The sequence below is a fragment of the Pseudomonas sp. PDM32 genome, from assembly GCF_019219225.1.
GTDB classification, from domain to species: domain Bacteria; phylum Pseudomonadota; class Gammaproteobacteria; order Pseudomonadales; family Pseudomonadaceae; genus Aquipseudomonas; species Aquipseudomonas laurylsulfatiphila.
Window position 1 is genome coordinate 567,270 of the sequence record NZ_JAHUWE010000001.1, and the last position, 15,315, is coordinate 582,584.

A 15,315-nucleotide genomic window follows, 5' to 3' on the forward strand; every position below is an offset into this window, starting at 1 on the left:
GGAGCTTCACAATGTTGAACACCCTTCTTCCAATCCTGTTGTTCGCTGCCCTGGGCCTTGGTGTCCTGGGCGCGTTGCGGCGGGTGGCCATGTGGCGCCGGGGCCGGGCTTCGAAAGTCGACCTGATCGGTGGACTGTTCGCCATGCCCAAGCGCTACATGGTCGACTTGCACCATGTGGTGGCGCGGGACAAATACATCGCCAACACCCACGTCGCCACGGCCGGCGGTGCGGTGGCGTCCATCGTACTGGCGATTCTGGTGCACGGTTTCGGCCTGCATAACCGTTTCCTCGGCTATGCGCTGCTGCTGATGACGGCGGTCATGTTCGTCGGCGCGATCTTCGTTTACCTGCGTCGGCGCAATCCGCCGGCGCGCCTGTCGAAAGGCCCGTGGATGCGCCTGCCGAAAAGCCTGCTGGCATTCTCGGCCTCGTTCTTCCTGGTGACCCTGCCGGTGGCGGGCATTCTGCCGGAGAATTTCGGCGGCTGGCTGTTGGCAGCGATTCTCGGGGTTGGCGTGTTGTGGGGCGTGTCGGAACTGTTCTTCGGCATGACCTGGGGCGGGCCGATGAAGCACGCCTTTGCCGGCGCTTTGCACTTGGCCTGGCACCGCCGCGCCGAACGTTTTGGTGGCGGCCGTTCCACCGGTTTGAAGCCGCTGGACCTTAGCGACCTGAGTGCGCCATTGGGCGTGGAAAAACCCAAGGATTTCACCTGGAACCAATTGCTCGGCTTCGACGCCTGCGTGCAGTGCGGTAAATGCGAAGCAGCGTGCCCGGCCTTCGCCGCCGGCCAGCCGCTGAACCCGAAAAAACTGATTCAGGACATGGTCGTCGGCCTGGCCGGTGGCACCGATGCAAAATTCGCTGGCAGCCCATATCCCGGCAAAGCGATTGGCGAGCACGCCGGCAATCCGCATCAACCGATCGTCAACGGTCTGGTGGACGCCGAGACCCTGTGGTCGTGCACAACTTGCCGCGCCTGCGTCGAGGAGTGCCCGATGATGATCGAGCACGTCGATGCCATCGTCGACATGCGCCGTCACCTGACACTGGAAAAAGGCGCGACCCCGAACAAGGGCGCCGAAGTCCTGGAAAACCTGATCGCCACCGACAACCCGGGCGGCTTTGCGCCGGGCGGGCGGATGAACTGGGCGGCAGACTTGAACCTCAACCTGCTCAGCGAAAAGAAATCCACCGACGTGCTGTTCTGGGTCGGCGACGGCGCCTTCGACATGCGCAACCAGCGCACCCTGCGGGCTTTCGTCAAAGTGCTGAAGGCGGCGAAAATCGATTTCGCGGTACTCGGCCTTGAAGAACGCGACAGTGGTGACGTGGCCCGACGCCTGGGCGATGAAGCAACGTTCCAATTGCTGGCCAAGCGCAACATCCAGACCCTGGCCAAGTACAGCTTCAACCGCATCGTCACCTGCGATCCGCACAGTTTCCATGTGCTGAAGAACGAATATGGCGCCTTCGACGGCAACTACCTGGTGCAGCACCACAGCACCTACATGGCGGAAATCATCGATGCTGGCGCGCTGAACCTCGGTCAGCACAAAGGCGACAGCGTGACCTACCACGACCCGTGCTACCTGGGCCGCTACAACGGCGAATACGAGGCGCCGCGCCAGGTACTGCGCGCGCTCGGGATCGAAGTGAAAGAGATGCAACGTTCCGGTTTCCGCTCCCGCTGCTGCGGCGGCGGCGGCGGTGCGCCGATCACCGACATTCCGGGCAAGCAACGCATTCCTGACATGCGCATGGAAGACATCCGCGAAACCGGTGCCGAACTGGTGGCCGTGGGTTGTCCACAGTGCACCGCGATGCTTGAAGGCGTGGTCGAGCCCCGGCCGCTGATCAAGGACATCGCCGAACTGGTGGCCGACGCGTTGCTCGACGACGCCGCGCCCGCCAAGAAACCCGTCAAGCGCGAACCTGCGGAGGCCCACTGATGAGCGACATTATCCGCCGCGACCCTCGGGCCGAATGGATCGCCCGCAACCGTCTGCATCCATTGCACGCGGCCATGCAACCGGCGCAGCACAGTTGGATGGGGCCTAACGGTGTCATCCGTAAGAATCCCCATGGCATTGGCTTTATCGGTCCCAATGGCATCAAGCGCATCGACCGCAGCGGCGCCCAGCAGGGCGGGACGACTAAACGTTCAGCCGCGGTTGAAGTGCAATTGCCATTGCATCAGGTGGCCGCACCGGCGTTTTACATCAGCGTGGTGCCGGACATGGTCGGTGGCCGCTTGAGCAGTCACGACCGCGATTTGCTCGGCCTGGCCCATCAACTGGCCGGCAAGGACGGCGCGGTGCTGGCCGTGGTGTTCGGTGAGCACAAGGAAAACGCTTTTGCCACGGCGGGCGTCGACCGCCTGCTGGTGCTGGAAGGCGAAGCATTCAGCGGTTATGCACCGGAACAACGGGTCCAGGGCCTGCGGGCTGTGGATAACCAGTTCAGCCCGCGCCACTGGTTGTTGCCGGACAGTCGCACCGGTGGCGGGGAACTGGGTCGGCGCTTTGCCGCCGCCCTGGGCGAACGCCCGGCCACACGGGTCTGGCAGGTCAAGGATCAGGAGTGCATCGGCCGCGCTGGTGCTGGTCTGCAAGACCTTGCCCGTCCGCTGGCGCGCTTGATTCTGGCGGCTGCCGAGTGCGCCGAGCCGGTCAGTGAAACCCGTCATGAAGCATTGCCGGTGGAGTTATCCACAACCGTGGCGCGCAGCCTGTCGCGGATCGAAGATCTGGGCGCGGTGGCGGTGGACCCGGCGGCGATTCCGATGGCCGAGGCCGAGTTCATTTTCTCCGGCGGCAACGGGGTCAAGGACTGGGGACTTTTCCACAGGACCGCCGAAGCCCTCGGCGCGACCGAAGGCGCATCCCGGGTGGCGGTGGACGATGGCTTCATGGCCCGCGATCGTCAGGTTGGTGCATCCGGTACCTGGGTGACTGCACGGGTCTATGTGGCCGTGGGGATTTCCGGGGCGATCCAGCACCTGCAGGGCATCGGTGCCTGCGACAAGGTGGTGGCGATCAACCTCGACCCTGGCTGCGACATGATCAAGCGTGCCGACCTCTCGGTGATCGGTGAGAGCGCGGAGATTCTTCAAGCCTTGATCGACGCGGTAGAGGCTTACCGCAACGACGCCAAGCGCGATGCGGCTTAAGGGAAGGAAAGGGTTATGAGCACGAAAATCATCAGCCTGGTGTCCATCGGCGCCCACCCGACGTCCGGTCGGCCGCGTCGCGCGGAACAGGATGCGCGGGCGGTGGAACTGGGCCTGCAACTGGCTGGGGATAACTTGCAGGTGCTGCATGCCGGCGATGTCGCCGAGCCTGCGCTGCGCGCCTACCTGGGCATGGGCCTGGAACAGTTGCATGTGCTTGAGCAGCCCGAGGGGGCCGATGCGCTGCCGGCATTGACCGAGTATCTGCGCGATGCCGGTGCTCAGGTGGTGTTGACCGGCAGCCAGGCGGAAACCGGTGAAGGCTCGGGCATGTTGCCCTTCCTGCTGGCTGAAAGCCTGGGCTGGCCGCTGGTGGTGGGGCTGGCACAGGTCGAGTCCATCGATGGCGGTTCGGCGCTGGTGCTGCAAGCCTTGCCGCGCGGTCAACGTCGTCGGCTGAAGGTGCGCCTGCCGTTTCTGGCAACGGTGGACAACGCCGCGCCCAAGCCTCGCCAGAGCGCGTATGGCCCGGCCCGACGCGGCGTGCTGCAAGCGCAGGACGTTGAAGTCATCGATGATGAGCTGCTCGCGGTCGCCAGCCTGCAACCGGCCAAGCCACGGCCCAAGCGCCTGAAAGTGATCAAGGCCAAGAGCGGCGCCGACCGCATGAAAGCCGCGACGGCCAAGGCCAGTGGTGGAGGCGGGCAGGTGCTCAAAGGTGGGACGGCCCAGGCTGGTGCCGAGGCGATTCTCAAGCTTCTGATTGAAGAAGGTGTAGTTCGCTAGGGCTTGTTGTAGGAGCTGCCGCAGGCTGCGATCTGTTGATCTTGTTTTTAAAGATCAAGGTCAAAAGATCGCAGCCTGCGGCAGCTCCTACACCGGCCAGGCATTGTACGCCCCGGACGACATCGATTTCTCCTGCCAGAACGGCCTGATTGAGCGATGCGGCACGATCACACTGACGGTGAGCTACAGTTTTCTATGCGCTGATCAAGGGTGTGGCACGCTTTCGGGAGTTTTCAGACATTCAGCGCTGACTCATAAAACCCGGTTTTATGACTGGCTTGAATATGAAGACTTTCGCTCTTTTGGCGCTCTTTGCTACGGCCATGTGGGTATCCACAGGCCTGGTGTCTGCCGTCCAGACAAAAGCACCCGTGGCCGATCAGGACTTTTATCAGTGGGTCGAGACCGAACAGGGGCACAACGCGTCCCTGGCTCAACTGCGGCAACAGTGCGACAAGGTACTGGATGCCGATAAGCACCTCGACTGTTCGGTGACGGTCCTGGCCAGAATGCTCGAAGCCAAGGTCGTCAACCAACTCCCCGAATACTATCTGGCGATCAAGGGCAGGCATGCCCGGGCGATAGAGGCCAGCGCCGATCTGAAACCGCTGTTCTCCATGTTCGGCGACAAATCACTGGCTATCCTGGCGATGACTGGCAATTTCTCGGTCAGCGGTTCGGCGCGGCATGAGGTACTGCCGCTGCACCCGTATGCCAACGACTTTTACATCGCGCAGGAAGTGCTGCCGTTTATCGATGTCGGTGCGGCCAACGGTGTCTCGGCGCGTTTTGTGCTGGACACGGGGGCACCGCAAACCCGGGTCAACATCGACACGGCGAAACAGATGGGCATCAGGTTGTTGCCCGATGCTCAGTATCGCTACAGCACGTTTTATGGCGAAAAGGGCCTGGCCGCCAGGCTGGGCATTCTCCGGTCACTCAAAGTCGGCACACGCGAGTTCAGGAATGTCCTGGTGTTTGTCAGCGAGCGGGATAATTTGTTGGGGCTGGACCTGATCAGCAAACTGGGGCGCTTGAAAATCACCAGAAGCGCCCTGGAACTCAATCCTGCGCCTGTCAGGCGCTGCGATGCGTTCATTGCCTTTAGCCGCCAGGATCTCAACCAGCGGCTGGTGGTGGCCGCTCAGTTGGATCGCAGGACAACGCAGGCCATCATCGATACGGGAAATGTCGACTACCTGACGGCCGCGTCACCTGGCAGGCAGGTCAATGCCGTGCAGGCACAGACACCAGGAAGCTCGAACGGTTACACCGGCGACAACAAGCACTTTCAACGCTTCGACGGCGTATTGGTCATGCAAGGCAACATCATGGCTGTCAGCTACAAGTACTACCCGGGCTTCACCATCCCGCCGTCGCTGCTGGACGGGCAATACGTGCCGTCGATATTGCTCGGTTGGCGCGCCTTCAAGGACTTTGAATTGAACCTGGACCTGGCCTCGGGTCGCTCATGCTTCAATAAAGTCTGAACACGGCGGTGTTTACCCACAATCCCTGTTGGTGGTTCTGTGGATAACATGTTCGCCCCTCGCTACGCCCCATGTAAATCAAGCGCTGCAAGGCGTCGTTCAAAAAATGATCAGTCTGGTTCGTGGTTTTTCCAAGCTTTTTCAAGGGGATAAGTGCTGCAGTTAACGCAGACTTGCCCCCAATCTCTGTTGGCGCTTCTGTGGATAAGATGTTTGCTATTGGCTGTAGGCCTTGTAAACAGAGGTGTGCAGGCATTTGATCATAAAATGATCAAAAGGTGGTTTTGCATTGCCGGTTTTCACGCAAACGCTGGATTTTTCAAGGTTTCAGCGGTTTTCCACAGAGCCTTTCAAGTTAACCCCAAAGTCTGTTGGCGCTTCTGTGGATAAGGTGTTTGCCATCCTCTGAACGCCTTGAAGACCGTGGCTTTCAGGCTTTAGATCAAAAAACGAACAGTCCATCCGTAGAAGCAGGCTTCTGGATAAGTCACGGTTTTTCTTTGGTTTTTGTGAAGAGAGTTTCCAGCATATCCACAGTTGTCCCCAATAGCTGTGGGTGGAGATGTGGATAACTTGTTTGCGGAAGGCTGGGAGGTGCGGCGGGCATAGGTCTGAACGAGATAGGTCATATTTCGTACAGTTCTACGAATGACGGGCAAGCCCCCTGTAGGAGCGAGCCTGCTCGCGATGGACGTTAACGATAACGTTGGCAACCTGACACCTGGCGGCGTTCTCAGGCTCATCGCGAGCAAGCTCGCTCCTAGAGGGAGTGGATTTAGCCTTGGACTGGAACGCCTTTGAGGTACGGCGCAGGCTCGGCCCCCAGGTTGCTCAGCAGACGCTCGCTGTACCAGTCCACGAAGTTCACCACGCCGAACTCATAAGTCTTGGAGTACGGGCCAGGCTGGTACGCGGTGGAGTTGATGCCGCGCTGGTTCTCTTCGGCCAGACGACGGTCCTGGTCGTTGGTGGCGTCCCAGACCTGGCGCATGCGCTCCACGTCGTAGTCCACGCCTTCGACCGCATCCTTGTGCACGATCCACTTGGTGGTGACCATGGTTTCCTGGGCGCTGATCGGCCACACGGTGAACACGATGATGTGGTCGCCCATGCAGTGGTTCCAGGAGTGCGGCAGGTGCAGGATGCGCATCGAGCCCAGGTCCGGGTTCTTGATGCGGCCCATCAGCTTGGCGCAGCCTTGTTTGCCGTCCATGGTCATCGACACGGTGCCCTTGAGCAGTGGCATGCGCACGATGCGGTTGCGCAGGCCGAAGCTGGCGTGGGCGTACGGGATCTTCTCGGCTTCCCAGGCGGCGGCGGAGGCGGCCACGTGGTCCTTGAACGCCTGGTCGGCGCGTGGGTCGGTGACGTCGTCCCATTCCAGCAGGGTTTTCAGCAGTTCCGGGTGCGATGCGTTGCAGTGGTAGCACTCGCGGTTGTTCTCTAGCACCAGCTTCCAGTTGGCCTTTTCCATCAAGGTGGTTTGCACCGCCACCTTGGTGTTTTCCATGTCGTACGGTTCCATGTAGTGGTTGAGCGTCGACAGGAAGTCATCGATGGCTGGCGGGTTCTCCGACAGGCTGATGAAGATGTAGCCGCCGGCAGTCTTCACGTTCACCGGTTTGAGGCCGTACTGATTCATGTCGAAGTCGGCGCCCATCTCGGTGCCGGCGAACAGCAGGCGGCCGTCGAGTTCGTAGGTCCATTGGTGGTAGTGGCAAACCAGCTTGGCGACCTTGCCCTTGTCGCTGGTGCACAGGCGTGAGCCACGGTGGCGGCAGACGTTATGGAACGCGTGCACCACGCCTTCGGCGCCACGGATCACGATGATCGGGTTCTTGCCGACCTGCAGGGTCAGGTAGTTGCCCTTGGTAGGGATCTCGCAGGTCATGCCGGCGATCAGCCACTCTTTCTGAAAGATTTCCTGCATGTCGATATCAAACAGGCGCTCGTCGGAGTAAAACGGCTGCGGCAGCGAGAACGTGCGCTCGCGTTCCTGCAGCATCTGCGCGGTGGCCTTGCGTGCGGGTTCCAGCGGATCGCCCAGGCTCAGGGTAGTAGTGACGTCCATCGTTTAATCCTCAAGGCCATCTGCGTGGCCGGCGAAAGTGGCTAATCAGGGTTGCTACGCAAGGTGTAATGGTTGTGTCTTGGTATGGGGCGAGTGTGGGGCCGGCGCTGGCCAGAACCTTATCCATGGGCGACATGGTGCAATCTGTTCCCGACGCGCAAGCCCCGGTCGTTGGGGGCTGGTCGCGATAAGCATGTCAATGTCGCAGATAGGTAAATGGGTGATCCGCGCTATACGCAGAATCGCCAACATGAAGGCCGGCAGTCGGCCGTGGAGATCAGCATGTCCAACAGCTTCCTGAATCCGGTAACCACCCAGACCTGGGCCAATGGTCGGCACATCGTCCGTTGCGTCAAAGTCATCCAGGAAACCTGGGATGTGCGCACCTTTTGCTTCATGGCCGACCAGCCGATCCTGTTCTTCTTCAAGCCGGGGCAGTTTGTCACCCTGGAGCTGGAGATCGAAGGCCAACCGATCATGCGTTCGTACACCATTTCCAGCTCGCCGTCGGTCCCCTACAGCTTTTCGGTGACCATCAAGCGCGTGCCGGGCGGCAAGGTCTCGAACTGGCTGCACGACACCCTGCACGAAGGCCAGGAGCTGGCGGTGCACGGCCCGGTCGGGCTGTTCAATGCCATGGACTTCACCGCGCCGAAGGTGCTCTACCTCAGCGGCGGCGTTGGTATCACGCCGGTCATGTCCATGGCGCGCTGGTTCTACGACACCAACGGCAATGTCGACATGGTGTTTATCCACAGTGCCCGTTCGCCGAAAGACATCATTTACCACCGCGAACTGGAGCACATGGCGTCGCGGATCGAAAACTTCAGCCTGCACCTGATCTGCGAGAAGCACGGCATGGGTGAGCCCTGGGCCGGTTATCGCGGTTACCTGAACCACAGAATGCTTGAATTGATGGCGCCTGACTTCCTCGAGCGCGAAGTATTCTGCTGTGGCCCGACACCCTATATGAATGCGGTCAAGCGCTTGCTCGAAGGCGCAGGTTTCGACATGTCGCGTTACCACGAAGAATCCTTCGGTGCGACCCCGCCAGAGGCGCGCGCCGATGCGGTAGAACATGCAGTACAAGCGGCCGAGGCACCGGAAGTCGATTCGGCGGACCTGCATCAGGTGGAGTTCACCGCCTCCGGAAAGAGCATCCGCGTGGCCCCAGGCGAGACCGTGCATGCGGCGGCGGCCAAGGTTGGCCTGATGATTCCGAAAGCGTGCGGCATGGGCATCTGCGGCACCTGCAAGGTGTTGAAGCTGGGTGGCGAAGTGGAGATGGAGCACAACGGCGGGATCACCGAGGAAGACGAAGCCGAAGGGTTCATTCTGTCGTGCTGCAGCGTGCCGAAGGGCGACGTGCGCATCGAGTTTTAAAGCCGGGGAGTGATGTCAAATTGTGCAGGGGATGAGACTTGTCATCATATACTAAGATTTTATAAAAAAGGCAGTGTTTGAGCGAGTCGTTTGAACACTGCCTGATGCTTTGTAAGCCTCATGAGTTTATTTTTGGTTGATGTTGGAGTTTTCTAGAAAATGTCACTGTTTTGAAGTTACTGTCATAATTTATGAAGTGCTTCTAGATCAAGGGTAAATTTGTCTGGATACAACGCCGTCGAAAATAAATGTACCGTGGTCGACGATGTATCGTTTCTCGAGAACTTCATATAGACGCATGCCATCGCCGCTGCGTAGCTTGTCGCCAGGACGTATCGACAATGCTACAGCGTCTTCGGTAAATAACTGGGCTTGGGTGTCTTCCTGACCTTCAATAATAAGTTTAAAGCCGTTTTTCTTGTTCATGTCGGTGCGCTCTTTTTGGAGGATTGTAGATCTGTTGTTTTGTTACTAACTGCCCAATGACGTTTGGGGGGGTATATTTATTCAGATGCTTCGATTCGTCTACCGTCAAAGTTGACAGTAGACATTCTTCAATCTTTATGCGGCGGCCATCTTTGACTAAACAATCCTTATCAGTTTTCGCCGATAAATAGGTCGGGCATTAGTGGGTCGGTCGTGTCTGGCGCAAACCGATAATGTTCGAACTCTGTCACGCCGTTGTCCCGCAATATTTCCTCATCAATCAACAACCGCCCGGTCAGGCTGCGGTTTATGCTGCTCAGAATCACATGCGCCGCATCCGCCATGATTGCAGGCGTTCGCGCATGCTTGAAGGATTCCTTCGACCCCAGCTGAAACTCGATGGCCGCAGTGGCAATCATCGTCTGTGGCCACAGCGAGTTGACGCTGATGCCGTAATTCCTGAATTCCTCACTCATGCCCAGGGTCAGCATGCTCATGCCGTACTTGGTGACGGTATAGGGGCTGTACTGGGCGAACCACTTGGTGGCCAGGTTCAGCGGCGGAGACAGGTTGAGGATGTGGCCACCGGACTTCTTCAGGTACGGTAGCGCAGCCTGGCTGCACAGCAATACGGCGCGGGTGTTGATCTGGTGCATCAGGTCGAAGCGTTTCAGCTCAAGGTGCTGGACCCCGGTCAGTTTGATCGCGCCGGCGTTGTTGATCAGTGCGTCGATACCGCCGAAATGTTCGTTGGCCTGGGCCAGGGCCGCACGTACGGCATCCTCTTCCCGCACATCCACCTGCAAGGCCAGCGCCTTGCCGCCTGCGGCTTCCACTTCCCGGGCCACGCTGAAAATCGTGCCCGGCAGCTTGGCATGGGGTTCGGCGCTTTTGGCGGCAATCACAATGTTGGCCCCATCGCGTGCGGCCCGTAGGGCTATCTCGCGGCCGATGCCGCGGCTGGCGCCGGTGATGAACAGGGTTTTGCCTTGCAAGGACATGTTGATGCTCCTGATTGTTGTTATGTGAGCGGGTCGGCTCGACAAACAATGTAGACGAAGTCGTTCAGGCGCTGCGGCAAGAGATGTGACTGAATGTGGGCAGGGAAGAGGTGAGCGAAGCTGTGGCGAGGGGGCTTGCCCCGTTGGCCTGCGCAGCAGGCCAATAGCCTGAGCACGCGACCTGGCAGGCAGATCGCATCAGTCGGTTTTACGACGGCTACGCCGCCGAACGGGGGCAAGCCCCCTCGCCACACGGGATCGCGGTTATGCCATGACTTCTCGGATGTCCTTCGCCAGCTCGCGCACGCGCGCTTCTTCGGTATCCCACGAGCACATGAAGCGTGCGCCGCCGTTGCCGATGAAGGTGTAGAAACGCCAGCCCCTGGCGGTCAGGGCAGCGATGGCCGGTTCCGAGAGTTGTAGGAATACGCCATTGGCCTGCACCGGGAACATCAATTCCACGCCAGGAATGTCGCTGACCAGTTCGGCCAGCAATTGGGCACAGCGGTTGGCGTGGTTGGCGTATTTGAGCCAGGCGTCGTTTTCCAGGATGCCGACCCAGGGTGCCGACAGGAAGCGCATCTTTGAAGCAAGCTGCCCGGCCTGTTTGCAGCGGTAATCGAAATCTTCGGCGAGTTTGTGGTTGAAGAACAGAATCGCCTCGCCCACTGCCATGCCGTTCTTGGTGCCGCCGAAGCACAGCACGTCGACGCCGGCCTTCCAGGTCAGGTCGGCCGGGGTGCAGCCGAGGAATGCGCAGGCGTTGGAGAAGCGTGCGCCGTCCATGTGCAGGTTCAGGCCCAGTTCCTTGCAGGTGGCGCTGATGGCGCGGATTTCGTCCGGGGTGTAGACGCTGCCGACTTCGGTGGCCTGGGTCAGGGTTACCACGCGAGGTTTCGGGTAGTGGATGTCCTGGCGCTTGAGCGCGACCTCGCGGATCGATTCCGGGGTCAACTTGCCGTTTTCAGTGCGGGCGATCAGCAGCTTGGAGCCGTTGGAGAAAAATTCCGGGGCGCCGCATTCGTCGGTTTCGACGTGAGCGGTTTCCGAGCAGATCACGCTGTGGTAACTCTGGCACAGCGAGGACAGCGCGAGCGAGTTGGCGGCGGTGCCGTTGAAGGCGAAAAACACTTCGCAGTCGGTTTCGAACAGTTTACGGAAATCGTCGGACGCGCGGGCGGTCCATTCGTCGTCACCGTAGGCGCGCTGGTGGCCGTGGTTGGCCTGTTCCATGGCCGCCCAGGCTTCAGGGCAGATGCCGGAATAGTTGTCGCTGGCGAATTGTTGGCTCTTGTCGGTCATGGCCTGCTTCCGTGGTCGAGATGCCTATGGTGAAGCGTCCCGTGGTCAATGAGGGTGCGCACTGTACCCAAGATCGTCAGGTGGAGCGCACAGGATGTCGCTGTGGGGAAAATACAGTGTCGAAGGGCAATTATGCACGTGACAACGCAGGAGATCATGCACAAGGCCATGCACTTAAAGCAGCGCGACGGGGCACTGGATCTGCTCAAGTGGCTGGCGCTATTGAGCATGGTGCTCGATCACCTGCGATATGTCGGTTATTCCGCCGATTGGTTGTATGTGCCGGGGCGCCTGGCGTTTCCGTGGTTCTGCCTAGCGATGGCGGCCAATCTGGCGCGCGAGCGGACTCCGACGACCGGTGGCCAATGGCGTTATCTGGGTTGGTTGCTGCTGTTTGGCGCGGTGAGTGAAATTCCTTACCGGATGTTCATTCCCCATCCCGACACCTTGAACGTGCTGCCCACCCTTGCCCTGGGTTTGCTGGTGGTTCGTGGCTGGCAGCAGCCGGTGCCTGCATCGCGACTGCTGGCAGCTGGCGCATTGGTGCTGGCGGGCATTTTCTCAGAGCGACTGATGTTCGGATTCTTTGGTGTGTTGTTGCCGTGGGTGATGTTGCTGGTGTTTCGACGACCCTGGTATTTCGGGCTGTTGGCGGGGTTGGTCTGTCTGGCAGCCAATCAATGGCAGGTGCTGTATCACGCGGCACGGCTGGGCAATCACGCGGCCATTCCGGCTATCGCCGCTTGTCTGATTGCGCCATGGCTCGGACTGTTCTTGTTGCGACATGCCAAGGGCGTAAATCCACCACCGATGCGGCGTTGGGCGTATGCGCTCTATCCGGCGCATTTCCTCATTCTTCTGGCCTTGCGTCAGGCTCTGGCCTAACCCCTGTAGGAGCTGCCGCAGGCTGCGATCTTTTGATCTTTTGGAAGGGCGAGGTCAAAAGATCGCAGCCTGCGGCAGCTCCTACAGCGGCATACGTATCCCCGCTGGGCAGTCCATGTCGTAAACGCACCTTTGCGTGGCGCCCGTAGGCATTTGACGACTCCAAGCCAGTCATACCATCGCTACCAAAGGGCACTGCCGAAAAGCCAGTGCCTCACCGAGACGAATGGCGCACCGCCGCCGCTGGGAGAGACGCGATGTTCAGCAAGCAAGACCAGATCCAGGGTTACGACGATGCACTGCTGGCGGCGATGAATGCCGAGGAGCAACGTCAGGAAGATCACATCGAGCTGATCGCGTCGGAGAACTACACCAGCAAGCGCGTGATGCAGGCCCAGGGCAGCGGCCTGACCAACAAATACGCCGAAGGTTACCCGGGCAAGCGCTACTACGGTGGCTGCGAGCACGTCGACAAGGTCGAGGCTCTGGCCATCGAGCGCGCCAAGCAACTGTTCGGCGCCGATTACGCCAACGTCCAGCCGCACTCCGGTTCCTCGGCCAACAGCGCCGTGTACCTGGCCCTGCTGCAAGCCGGCGACACCATTCTCGGCATGAGCCTGGCCCACGGCGGTCACCTGACCCACGGCGCCAAAGTGTCGTCCTCGGGCAAGCTGTACAACGCCGTGCAGTACGGCATCGACACCAAGACCGGTCTGATCGACTACGACGAAGTCGAGCGCCTGGCCGTCGAGTGCAAGCCGAAGATGATCGTTGCCGGTTTCTCGGCCTACTCCAAGACCCTCGACTTCCCGCGCTTCCGCCAGATCGCCGACAAGGTCGGTGCGCTGCTGTTCGTCGACATGGCCCACGTTGCCGGTCTGGTTGCCGCCGGTCTGTACCCGAACCCGCTGCCTTATGCCGACGTGGTCACCACCACGACCCACAAGACCCTGCGCGGTCCGCGTGGCGGTCTGATCCTGTGCAAGGCCAACGAAGAAATCGAGAAGAAGCTCAACGCGGCAGTTTTCCCGGGTGCCCAGGGCGGCCCGCTGATGCACGTGATCGCCGGTAAGGCGGTGTGCTTCAAGGAAGCGCTGGAGCCTGGCTTCAAGGCTTACCAGCAACAAGTGATCGACAACGCCCAGGCCATGGCCGGCGTGTTTATCAAACGCGGCTACGATGTAGTGTCCGGCGGTACCGACAACCACCTGTTCCTGGTCAGCCTGATCCGTCAGGGCCTGACCGGCAAGGACGCGGATGCCGCCCTCGGTCGCGCCCATATCACTGTGAACAAGAACGCTGTGCCGAACGATCCGCAGTCGCCGTTCGTGACCTCCGGCCTGCGCATCGGCACCCCGGCGGTGACCACGCGCGGCTTCAAGGTGGCCCAGTGCGTCACGCTGGCCGGCTGGATCTGCGACATCCTCGACAACCTCGGCGATGCCGATGTCGAAGCCAATGTCGCCGAGCAAGTGGCAGCCTTGTGCGCGGACTTCCCGGTTTATCGCTGAGTGCGGTTTTGGAGTAAATGACTATGCAACGCTACTCGGGCTTCGGCCTCTTCAAACACTCTCTCAGCCACCATGAAAACTGGCAGCGCATGTGGCGCACGCCGACCCCGAAAAAGGTCTACGACGTGGTCATCGTCGGCGGTGGCGGGCATGGCCTGGCCACGGCTTACTACCTGGCCAAGGAGCACGGCATCACCAACGTGGCCGTGGTCGAGAAAGGCTGGCTGGGCGGCGGTAACACCGCGCGCAACACCACCATCGTGCGCTCCAACTACCTGTGGGACGAATCGGCCCACCTGTACGAACACGCGATGAAGCTGTGGGAAGGCCTGTCCCAGGACCTGAACTACAACGTGATGTTCTCCCAGCGTGGCGTCTACAACCTGTGCCATACCCTGCAGGACATCCGTGATTCCGAGCGTCGGGTCAGCGCCAACCGCCTCAACGGCGTGGACGGCGAACTGCTGGATGCCAAACAGGTTGCCGACGAGATCCCGTACCTCGACTGCTCGAAAAACACTCGCTACCCGGTGATGGGCGCAACCGTCCAGCGTCGCGGCGGCGTGGCCCGTCACGATGCCGTGGCCTGGGGCTTTGCCCGGGCCGCCGACGCCCTCGGCGTGGACCTGATCCAGCAGACCGAAGTGATCGGTTTCCGCAAGGAAAACGGCGTGTGCATCGGCGTGGAAACCAACAAGGGCTTCATCGGCGCCAAGCGCGTCGGCGTGGTGACTGCCGGTAACTCCGGGCACATGGCCAAGCTCGCCGGTTTCCGCCTGCCGATCGAATCCCACCCGCTGCAAGCGCTGGTGTCCGAGCCGATCAAGCCGATTATCGACAGCGTGATCATGTCCAACGCCGTGCACGGCTACATCAGCCAGTCCGACAAGGGCGACCTGGTGATCGGCGCCGGTATCGACGGCTACAACGGCTACGGCCAGCGTGGTTCGTACCCGGTGATCGAACACACCATCCAGGCCATCGTCGAGATGTTCCCGGTATTGTCCCGCGTGCGCATGAACCGTCAGTGGGGCGGCATCGTCGATACCACACCGGATGCCTGCCCGATCATTTCGAAAACCCCGGTACCGAACATGTTCTTCAACTGCGGTTGGGGCACCGGTGGCTTCAAGGCCACACCTGGCTCGGGCAACGTGTTTGCCGCGAGCCTGGCCAAGGGTGAAATGCACCCGCTGGCCGCACCTTTCTCCATCGACCGTTTCCACAACGGTGCGTTGATCGATGAACACGGCGCTGCTGCGGTTGCCCACTAACAGGAGAAATC

The 15,315-nt window shown here is 60.4% G+C and carries 12 protein-coding genes; 8 read left to right on the forward strand and 4 right to left on the reverse strand.

What is annotated here, in order from left to right; all coding sequences use genetic code 11:
* Window positions 1-11: 11 nt before the first annotated feature.
* From dgcB to KW846_RS02665, 4 genes are all read left to right on the forward strand, one after another.
* Entirely contained in the window at window positions 12-1,955 is a 1,944-nt protein-coding gene (gene dgcB / locus KW846_RS02650; RefSeq protein WP_218481220.1) for a dimethylglycine demethylation protein DgcB, read from the forward strand.
* The gene (locus KW846_RS02655) at window positions 1,955-3,175 is read left to right on the forward strand and encodes an electron transfer flavoprotein subunit alpha/FixB family protein (RefSeq protein ID WP_218481221.1); all 1,221 of its coding nucleotides are present in this window, start codon (window positions 1,955-1,957) and stop codon (window positions 3,173-3,175) included. Before dgcB ends, KW846_RS02655 begins: the two co-directional genes overlap by 1 nt.
* A gap of 15 nt (window positions 3,176-3,190) precedes the next feature.
* Entirely contained in the window at window positions 3,191-3,961 is a 771-nt protein-coding gene (locus KW846_RS02660) for an electron transfer flavoprotein subunit beta (RefSeq protein ID WP_218481222.1), read from the forward strand.
* Between the two features lie 323 nt (window positions 3,962-4,284).
* The gene (locus tag KW846_RS02665; RefSeq protein ID WP_218481223.1) at window positions 4,285-5,451 is read left to right on the forward strand and encodes a retropepsin-like aspartic protease; all 1,167 of its coding nucleotides are present in this window, start codon (window positions 4,285-4,287) and stop codon (window positions 5,449-5,451) included.
* 775 nt (window positions 5,452-6,226) lie between these two features.
* Here the strand turns inward: KW846_RS02665 and gbcA are convergent.
* Window positions 6,227-7,522 (reverse strand): glycine-betaine demethylase subunit GbcA, encoded by a 1,296-nt coding sequence (gene gbcA, locus KW846_RS02670; protein WP_218481224.1) that lies wholly within the window; start codon window positions 7,520-7,522, stop codon window positions 6,227-6,229.
* 282 nt (window positions 7,523-7,804) lie between these two features.
* Between gbcA and gbcB the strand changes: the two genes are divergently transcribed.
* Entirely contained in the window at window positions 7,805-8,905 is a 1,101-nt protein-coding gene (gene gbcB, locus KW846_RS02675; RefSeq protein WP_218481225.1) for a glycine-betaine demethylase subunit GbcB, read from the forward strand.
* Window positions 8,906-9,112: 207 nt separating this feature from the next.
* On the opposite strand, the gene KW846_RS02680 is transcribed toward gbcB, so the two are convergent.
* The 3 genes from KW846_RS02680 to KW846_RS02690 form a co-directional block, all read right to left on the reverse strand.
* A complete protein-coding gene (locus KW846_RS02680; RefSeq protein ID WP_218481226.1) occupies window positions 9,113-9,331 on the reverse strand; it encodes a hypothetical protein in 219 nt (72 codons plus the stop codon).
* Between the two features lie 170 nt (window positions 9,332-9,501).
* Window positions 9,502-10,332 carry an NAD(P)-dependent oxidoreductase gene (locus tag KW846_RS02685; RefSeq protein ID WP_218481227.1) on the reverse strand — a complete coding sequence of 277 codons (831 nt, stop codon included), beginning with the start codon at window positions 10,330-10,332 and terminating at the stop codon, window positions 9,502-9,504.
* 264 nt (window positions 10,333-10,596) lie between these two features.
* The gene (locus tag KW846_RS02690) at window positions 10,597-11,634 is read right to left on the reverse strand and encodes a low specificity L-threonine aldolase (protein ID WP_218481228.1); all 1,038 of its coding nucleotides are present in this window, start codon (window positions 11,632-11,634) and stop codon (window positions 10,597-10,599) included.
* A gap of 132 nt (window positions 11,635-11,766) precedes the next feature.
* Between KW846_RS02690 and KW846_RS02695 the strand changes: the two genes are divergently transcribed.
* The 3 genes from KW846_RS02695 (at window position 11,767) to KW846_RS02705 (ending at window position 15,304) form a co-directional block, all read left to right on the forward strand.
* A complete protein-coding gene (locus KW846_RS02695) occupies window positions 11,767-12,519 on the forward strand; it encodes a TraX family protein (protein WP_218481229.1) in 753 nt (250 codons plus the stop codon).
* Window positions 12,520-12,776: 257 nt separating this feature from the next.
* Window positions 12,777-14,030 carry a serine hydroxymethyltransferase gene (glyA, locus tag KW846_RS02700; RefSeq protein ID WP_007980421.1) on the forward strand — a complete coding sequence of 418 codons (1,254 nt, stop codon included), beginning with the start codon at window positions 12,777-12,779 and terminating at the stop codon, window positions 14,028-14,030.
* 23 nt (window positions 14,031-14,053) lie between these two features.
* Window positions 14,054-15,304, forward strand: a complete 1,251-nt coding sequence (locus KW846_RS02705) for a sarcosine oxidase subunit beta (protein WP_007980419.1) — start codon at window positions 14,054-14,056, stop codon at window positions 15,302-15,304.
* Window positions 15,305-15,315 lie beyond the last annotated feature (11 nt).

What these genes read in the sequence shown, in the direction of transcription:
- dgcB (WP_218481220.1), top strand. Translation starts at nt 12, where the DNA reads ATGTTGAACACCCTTCTTCCAATCCTGTTGTTCGCTGCCCTGGGCCTT.
- KW846_RS02655 (WP_218481221.1), top strand. Translation starts at nt 1,955, where the DNA reads ATGAGCGACATTATCCGCCGCGACCCTCGGGCCGAATGGATCGCCCGC.
- KW846_RS02660 (WP_218481222.1), top strand. Translation starts at nt 3,191, where the DNA reads ATGAGCACGAAAATCATCAGCCTGGTGTCCATCGGCGCCCACCCGACG.
- KW846_RS02665 (WP_218481223.1), top strand. Translation starts at nt 4,285, where the DNA reads ATGTGGGTATCCACAGGCCTGGTGTCTGCCGTCCAGACAAAAGCACCC.
- gbcA (WP_218481224.1), bottom strand. Translation starts at nt 7,522, where the DNA reads ATGGACGTCACTACTACCCTGAGCCTGGGCGATCCGCTGGAACCCGCA.
- gbcB (WP_218481225.1), top strand. Translation starts at nt 7,805, where the DNA reads ATGTCCAACAGCTTCCTGAATCCGGTAACCACCCAGACCTGGGCCAAT.
- KW846_RS02680 (WP_218481226.1), bottom strand. Translation starts at nt 9,331, where the DNA reads ATGAACAAGAAAAACGGCTTTAAACTTATTATTGAAGGTCAGGAAGAC.
- KW846_RS02685 (WP_218481227.1), bottom strand. Translation starts at nt 10,332, where the DNA reads ATGTCCTTGCAAGGCAAAACCCTGTTCATCACCGGCGCCAGCCGCGGC.
- KW846_RS02690 (WP_218481228.1), bottom strand. Translation starts at nt 11,634, where the DNA reads ATGACCGACAAGAGCCAACAATTCGCCAGCGACAACTATTCCGGCATC.
- KW846_RS02695 (WP_218481229.1), top strand. Translation starts at nt 11,767, where the DNA reads ATGCACGTGACAACGCAGGAGATCATGCACAAGGCCATGCACTTAAAG.
- glyA (WP_007980421.1), top strand. Translation starts at nt 12,777, where the DNA reads ATGTTCAGCAAGCAAGACCAGATCCAGGGTTACGACGATGCACTGCTG.
- KW846_RS02705 (WP_007980419.1), top strand. Translation starts at nt 14,054, where the DNA reads ATGCAACGCTACTCGGGCTTCGGCCTCTTCAAACACTCTCTCAGCCAC.